Source organism: Dialister sp. CAG:357 (genome assembly GCF_000435155.1).
Classification (GTDB): Bacteria; Bacillota; Negativicutes; order Veillonellales; family Dialisteraceae; genus Dialister; species Dialister hominis.
The window spans coordinates 1-6,955 of sequence record NZ_FR896477.1 but is presented as its reverse complement, the minus strand read 5'-3'; the positions used below and the strand labels follow the sequence as shown (position 1 = coordinate 6,955).

The following is a 6,955-nucleotide window of genomic DNA, read 5'->3' as shown; positions in this document are numbered from 1 at the left end:
AAACTTTTCAGATGGAATCGATGTTCTGAGGATTAAAGAGATGGAATCCCCGATGAACACTGACTTTTTAAGGAAAAGAAAGGAAATGGAAAGCACTATATACTACTGAAAAACAAAGAAAATCTATAAAGGAGGACAAGACATTTGAGAAAACAGAATGAAAGGAAAAACCTTTACTGCTTGGAAAATGGGATGACAGAAAAACAAAACAACCTCGCTTCGCTCGAGAACTACTGTATCCGTCGCCTCCGGCGCCACCTTCTCCTTCCGGAGCAAGGTCAACACCCTTAAACCAGCCTTCGGCTGAAAAAACATGCCAACCAAGGCTAACGCCTTGAGGAAATGCAACTCATCCGTCAGCTCCGCTGACACCTTCCCTTCCAGAACAAGGTCAAAGGCGCACCATGGCTTTTAGCAGCTTCGCTCGCGGAGCTGCATCTTTGCCCCCACGCAAAAGCTCCCGGCCGTAGCCGGGAGCGATCCGAAAGGGTCTTTGGGTTCCGCGTGTATTATGAAAAACAATGCAAGAACAAATCAACGCAACTCATCGTTTCATTATTTTATCCAAAGGAGGCATTACGGTAATTGACTACCTTCGCGGGACTTCTTTCGGACTCTTTCGTTACATATATTATACCATTTTCCAATATTAAATATAATAGGCAATTTATCCTTTATTTTCCAAGTTTAGCTTCTATGTTTATTTTCTTTCTTTAGCAATGAAAAAGGCTCCTGGTCATGAGGAGGCGCATGGTTCAAATATTATAATGTGCCGAAGCACTGCTCGAACGCCTGCGCCTCCGCATAGCCGGGAGCTTTGCGGATTTCTTGTATATACTATATACCATTTGGTGAAAAATGCAATATTTCTTTTCTTATTTTCCCTCTGAGCCTCTCTTTTTCTGTTCCTTTCTTATTGTATAATAGAGGAAATATGCTAAGTAAGGAGGGAGCTCTATGCAGGATGATAAGGTCGTGGAAGGCAAGGTGCGTCTGGCGCGTATTCTTGGGGAACGGATGGAGAAGGCTTTTTATCCGGCTGCGCGGCGTTCTTTCACGTCGGAGACGGATGTGGGGACGGCTTTTTATGCCTGGGCGAAGGCGCATGAGCTCTCTTTTGCTGAGAATCGTCATGTGCTGAATGATGTGATCCGGAAGTATGTGTGCTTCCGTCTGCAGCTGGCTTCGAAGATGGCGCGTGATTTGTCTGCGGAGAGCCATTTCCTGTCTTCTGCTTTTGAGGGGCATCTGGATTTCGATACGACGCGTTCTCTGATGTCGGAGTTCGATGCGGCGGAGAAGGCGGCTTCTCTTTTCAAGGGTCCGGATTTCTTTACGAAGTCTGCTGTCCTTGAAATGCTGTCGCTGATGACGGCGGAGGTGAAGGAGTCGCTGCTTCCGGCTGCGGATTTCTTTGCGCCGGAGATGGAGGGTTTCGTGCATGAGGCGCGCCGGATCCTGGATCTTTATATCGAGTCGTTGTCTTTCTGTGATCCGGACTTCAGGGGTCGTGAGGGAAAGCTTCCTCTGCTGCTTTTAAAGGCCATAGGAACGGATCTTGGTCTGTCCCAGGGAAATCGTATCATGGAGAGCGCGAAAACGATGGTGCCGCTTGATGAGATGTTTTCGAAGATGCAAAAAACGGAGGAAGGCCTGCCGGATACGAGGTTCATTTACCGGTACATGCTTTTCCGTGCGTATGTCCCTGCTTTCTTTGCTTCGTATCTGTGGCAGAGGCGCGACATGAGGGATTCGATTGCCGAGGGCATCCTCCAGTCCCCTTCTGTGGCGCGCTGGGTCAGGAGAAGTGTCGCAGCAGGCGATCTTCTGCCTGAGGATATTCCGGTCCGCCAGAAGATGTACCTGAAGATCCACATGTTCATGCGCCAGTGGGCTTTCTTCAATTCGAAGAACACGCGCGCCTACTACCGCTACTTCCCGGATTTTGCGATGCGTATCGCCGACAAAGCCTCCGGCGACGCCTTCCCCGCAGCTGCCATGAAACTGATGAGGGAGCTTGGCAAGACAAGGGAAGGAAACAAGCGTCCTTTCTCCAAGGAAATGGAGAACTTTCTCATCGAGGAAACGAGGGACTACGTCATCCAGACGGCCCACACTATCTACTTCACCTACGGCCTCTCCTTCAGGAAACCCGACGACTTCGTCGTGTCCACATTGAAAGAACTGCCGATCAAGCATCCCTTCCTCGCAGGGATCAAGAAGATATTCGGACTGTGAGATTTAAAAACAAAAAACAGAGGGAAGCCCCGCTCGATGGCGGGGCTTTTTTTGGTGCGGCGGACTGAGAGAGGATAAAACCTTACAACCGAGCTGACACTCGAGGGAAATGAACCTTTTTGAAAACCATAAAACCAAGGCTAACGCCTTAAAGAAATGCAACTCATCTGCCCCGTACACTAACTTATGAGACATTTGTGTTGCTACCGCTACCGTCAACTGGTATACGGCGCACCTTCTCTTCCAGAGCAAGGTCAAGACCGGCCTACGGCCCTGAAAATCAAGACTCAGTACATCGCAGTTGATAGTTGTCATTCACGCCAATGCGGAAGGTTTTAACCTGCCCCAGCGGGGAAGGCGCGGTCAGCCAATCATTTAACTGTTGCTGACGAAAGGGGTGCAGTATTCATTGCTCTTAGAAATATAAAAAGGTTCCGCGAGCGGAGCGAGGTTGGATGGTGTTTTAAATCGCGCTCCACCGCGGTTGTACGGTTTCTATATAAGAGCTTATTGATATGAAAGCGTACCTTAGCACTTTTAGCGATGCTGCGGAAGCGAAGGGAAAACCTTTACAACCGCAGCAATGCTGCGAGAACTACATCTCATTCCCGGTCTCCGACCGGACCTTCTCCTTCGGAGCAAGGTCAACACCCTTAAACCTCGCTTCGCTCGAGGAACAGCCCCCTCACACGCAAAAAGGACATCCCGCGCGGGATGTCCTTTCCTTTTTCCTTATTTATCGTTCTATCATTGATTATTTGTTTTCATCTCTGTGAGCAACGGCTGCGTCTATGAGGCCCTGGAAGAGGGGATGCGGACGGTTCGAGCGGGATTTGAATTCCGGGTGTGCCTGGGTTGCTTCGAAGTATGGATGGTCGGCGAGTTCGATGGTTTCAACGAGTCTGCCGTCCGGGCTGGTGCCGGATACGATAAGGCCTGCTTTTTCGAGTTCCGGGCGGAGTGCGTTGGAGACTTCCCATCTATGACGATGACGTTCATAGACGATTTCCTGGTTGCCGTAGAGTTCTCTTGTCTTGGTGCCTTCTTTGAGTTTGCACGGGTAGATGCCGAGGCGCATGGTGCCGCCTTTTTCGGTGACGTCTTCCTGGTCGGACATGAGATCGATGACCGGATATGGTGTATCCGGTACGAATTCGGTGGAGTTAGCGTCTTTCATGCCGCATACGTCTCTTGCGTATTCGATGACGGCGCACTGCATGCCGAGGCAGAGGCCGAGGAACGGGATCTTGTTGGTGCGTGCGTACTTGATGGTGGCGATCTTGCCTTCTACGCCGCGGTTGCCGAAGCCTCCTGGTACGACGATGCCGTCGATGTCTTTGAATACTTCACGGAGATCGGGCTGTTCTTCTTCGATGGTTTCGGAGTTGACCCAGCGGATGTTGACCTTATTTCCTGTCTTGAAGCCTGCATGGGAGAGGGCTTCGACGACGGAGAGGTATGCGTCGTGGAGTTCGACGTATTTGCCGACGAGGGCGATGTTGACGGTCTTATCAGCGGAAAGGATGCGGGAAACCATGGCTTCCCAGTCTTTCATGTCGCACGGGCTGTCGTCAAGGCCGAGTTTTTCGAGGGCGATGCGGTCGAGGCCTTCGTCTCTCAGCATAAGCGGTACTTCATAGATGCTGGATGCGGTGAGGTTGTTGATGACTGCATCTGGTTCTACGTCGCAGAAGAGGGCGATCTTTCTCTTCATGTCTTCCGGGAGTGCCTTGACGGTGCGGCATACGATGATGTCCGGCTGGATGCCGATGGAGCGGAGTTCCTTGACGGAGTGCTGGGTCGGCTTGGATTTCAGTTCGTCTGCTGCTTCGATGTATGGCACGAGGGTGACGTGGATGTAGAGTACGTCATTTCTGTTCGGCACGTCCTTCTTGACCTGACGGATGGCTTCGAGGAATGGCAGGGATTCGATATCGCCGACGGTGCCGCCGATTTCGGTGATGACGATGTCTGCATTGTCATTGCGGCCGACGCGGAGGACTCTGTCTTTGATTTCGTTGGTGATGTGCGGGATGACCTGGATGGTGGATCCGAGGTATTCGCCTTTTCTTTCTTTGTTGATAACGGACTGGTAGACTTTGCCTGTTGTCACGTTGGAAGCCTTGGAGAGGTTTTCGTCGATGAAACGTTCATAGTGGCCGAGGTCGAGATCCGTTTCGGCGCCGTCGTCAGTGACGAATACTTCGCCGTGCTGATACGGGCTCATGGTGCCGGGGTCGATGTTAATATATGGATCGAATTTCTGGATGGTGACTTTGTACCCTCTGTTTTTGAGTAATCTTCCGAGGGAAGCGGCCGTGATGCCTTTGCCCAGAGATGAAACGACGCCGCCGGTTACGAAGATGTATTTAGTCATGAGACCTCCTCTTTCAATGATAGTAACGATCGAATTTTCTTCCTTTTATTATACTCCCGGCCCGTATGGGAAGAAATACGGCGGGATATATTTTTACATATGTTCAGGAGCAGAAACGCCCAAGATGGCGAGTGCATGCGCGAGGACGTACTGTACGGCTGTGATGAGGCCGAGGCGTGCTTCGGTGGTCTTTGCATCGACGCCGAGGATTCTGCATTCTCTGTAGAAATGATGGAAGAGGGCTGCCAGTTCGTAAGCATACTTGGCTACGCGCTGCGGTGCTCTTTCAACGGCTGCGCCCGCCAGAAGCTGGTGGTAGTTTTCCATTTTCTTGATGAGATCGAATTCGCATTCTTCCTTGAGGTAGGAGAAATCGGTGCCTGCGAAGGACGGATCCCATTTCACGCCTGCTTCTTTCGCCTGATCGAAGAGGCTGTGGATGCGGGCATGGGCGTACTGGATGTAGTAGACCGGGTTGTCGCTGGACTGTTTCTTGGCAAGATCGATGTCAAAGTCCATCTGGGAGTCGAGTGTTCTTGCGCAGAAGAAATAGCGTGCTGCGTCGGTGCCAACTTCGTCCATCAGTTCACGCAGGGTGACTGCCTGGCCGGTACGCTTGCTCATCTTGACTGGCTGTCCGTCGCGGAGGAGGGTAACCATCTGGAGGAGCATGATTTCAAAATCATCGGGGTTGTATCCGAGGAATTTCATAGCCGTCTTCAAGCGGATGATATATCCGTGGTGGTCAGCGCCCCAGATGTCGATGAGTTTGTTGTATCCTCTTTCGATCTTGTTTCCAACGTATGCGATGTCGGAGCAGAAGTAGGTCGGCACGCCGTTGGTACGGATGACGACTCTGTCCTTGTCATCGCCGTTCTTTGTGGTACGGAGCCAGAGGGCGCCGTCTTTTTCGTAAAGGTTGTCTTCATCCTTCAGTACCTTTAAGGCCTTGTCGACCTGTTCCGGATAGAGGGATTTTTCGGAGAACCAGTTGTCGAAGTCTACGTTGAAATCGTGGAGGTCCTTGCGGAGGGCGTCGAGTTTTTCGTTGAGGCTGATGTCCTTGAATGCCAGGAGGCGTTCTTCATCGCTCATGTCCAGGTATTTCTTGCCGTCTCTTTCAAGGATTCTCTTGGCTGTTTCGACGATGTCCTGTCCATGGTAGCCGTCTTCCGGGATTTCTGCGTCGTAGCCGCAGAGCTGGAGGTATCTGGCATTGATGGATTCAGCGAGATGGTCGATCTGGTTGCCTGCGTCGTTGACGTAGTATTCGGAATAGACGTCATAGCCGGCAGCGCGGAGCAGGTTCACCATAGCGGAACCGTATGCTGCGCCTCTGGCATGGCCGATGTGAAGCGGGCCTGTCGGGTTGGCGGAAACGTATTCCACGAGGATTCTGTCCTTCTGGTCTTTCGGAAGGTCCCCGTAGGACGGGCCTGTCTTCAGGATTTTTTCCAGTTCGGCATAGACGGTGTCTGCTGCCAGGAAGAAATTGATGAACCCTGCGCCTGCGATATCCATCTTGGCAACAAGGGGCGTGTCGATATGTTTCACGATCACTTCCGCGATCTGGCGCGGCGCTCTGTGCGCTGCTTTTGCCCAGCGCATGGAAGCATTGGTGGAATAATCGCCGAATTCCTTGGACTTCGGGACTTCCAGACGCTGCATGGGGGCGTATTCCCCTTCCGGCAGCTCGCCTGCCGCAATGGCGGCGTCCTTTGCTTTTTCAATGATTTCCTTCAGTTGTTCTCTGACTTCCATGAATACTCCGGATCCTCCCGCACTTCTATTACAACTTCATTTAAATGGTTAAACAGTCCTTTGAGCTCGACGTCGTAGGTCAGAACGACCTTGCCTTCGCCGCCTGTAAGACTGTCTTCGATGCTCCTTGTGACGACGGTCACTTCGAGGGGTCCCATCAGTGTCTGATAGGTCGACTTCGATGACTTGCCGATGCGGTACTCCTGCTCCTGCAGGAATGTGCCTTCCCGCAAAAGGCTGACGTGGTCCTCGTAAACGCGGAGCGTCGTCGTCGTGCCTTCCATGCCGGCTAGTTTCGTTTCCCGGTAAGAGACGTACCTCATATTCCCCTCTTCCCCGTAAATGCCCGGGGTTTCCAGGGTGATTTTCTCATCCTTTCCGGTCTCGTCACGCTGGACGGAAGTGACATTGATAATGACGTGTTTCTCCAATCTATGCCGCCTCCTTCATCAATGAATCAATCATTTTTATTATATCATAAGAAGGCCTTTTTCCACTCCTTCTTATAACAATACAATACTAATCATTATAGCACGCGCGTCTACCTCTCTCAAATGGAAAATGGAAATAAATAAAAAG

General features: G+C 51.3%; 4 protein-coding genes. 1 reads left to right on the top strand and 3 read right to left on the bottom strand.

The genetic code is table 11. The annotated features are described in order from the left end of the window. Window positions 1-957 precede the first annotated feature (957 nt). Window positions 958-2,238 (top strand): hypothetical protein, encoded by a 1,281-nt coding sequence (locus M3200_RS09095; RefSeq protein WP_022383209.1) that lies wholly within the window; start codon window positions 958-960, stop codon window positions 2,236-2,238. 754 nt (window positions 2,239-2,992) lie between these two features. Here the strand turns inward: M3200_RS09095 and pyrG are convergent. From pyrG to M3200_RS09080, 3 genes are all read right to left on the bottom strand, one after another. Further along, complete coding sequence (gene pyrG, locus M3200_RS09090) at window positions 2,993-4,615, bottom strand: CTP synthase (RefSeq protein WP_022383208.1); 1,623 nt, start codon at window positions 4,613-4,615, stop codon at window positions 2,993-2,995. A gap of 93 nt (window positions 4,616-4,708) precedes the next feature. Further along, the gene (gene argS, locus M3200_RS09085) at window positions 4,709-6,376 is read right to left on the bottom strand and encodes an arginine--tRNA ligase (protein ID WP_022383207.1); all 1,668 of its coding nucleotides are present in this window, start codon (window positions 6,374-6,376) and stop codon (window positions 4,709-4,711) included. After that, window positions 6,355-6,807 (bottom strand): YwiB family protein, encoded by a 453-nt coding sequence (locus tag M3200_RS09080; RefSeq protein ID WP_022383206.1) that lies wholly within the window; start codon window positions 6,805-6,807, stop codon window positions 6,355-6,357. Before M3200_RS09080 ends, argS begins: the two co-directional genes overlap by 22 nt. Between the last annotated feature and the right edge of the window lie 148 nt (window positions 6,808-6,955).

Excerpts from the sequence above, each read along its gene's own strand:
- M3200_RS09095 (WP_022383209.1), top strand. The coding sequence starts at position 958 with ATGCAGGATGATAAGGTCGTGGAAGGCAAGGTGCGTCTGGCGCGTATT.
- pyrG (WP_022383208.1), bottom strand. The coding sequence starts at position 4,615 with ATGACTAAATACATCTTCGTAACCGGCGGCGTCGTTTCATCTCTGGGC.
- argS (WP_022383207.1), bottom strand. The coding sequence starts at position 6,376 with ATGGAAGTCAGAGAACAACTGAAGGAAATCATTGAAAAAGCAAAGGAC.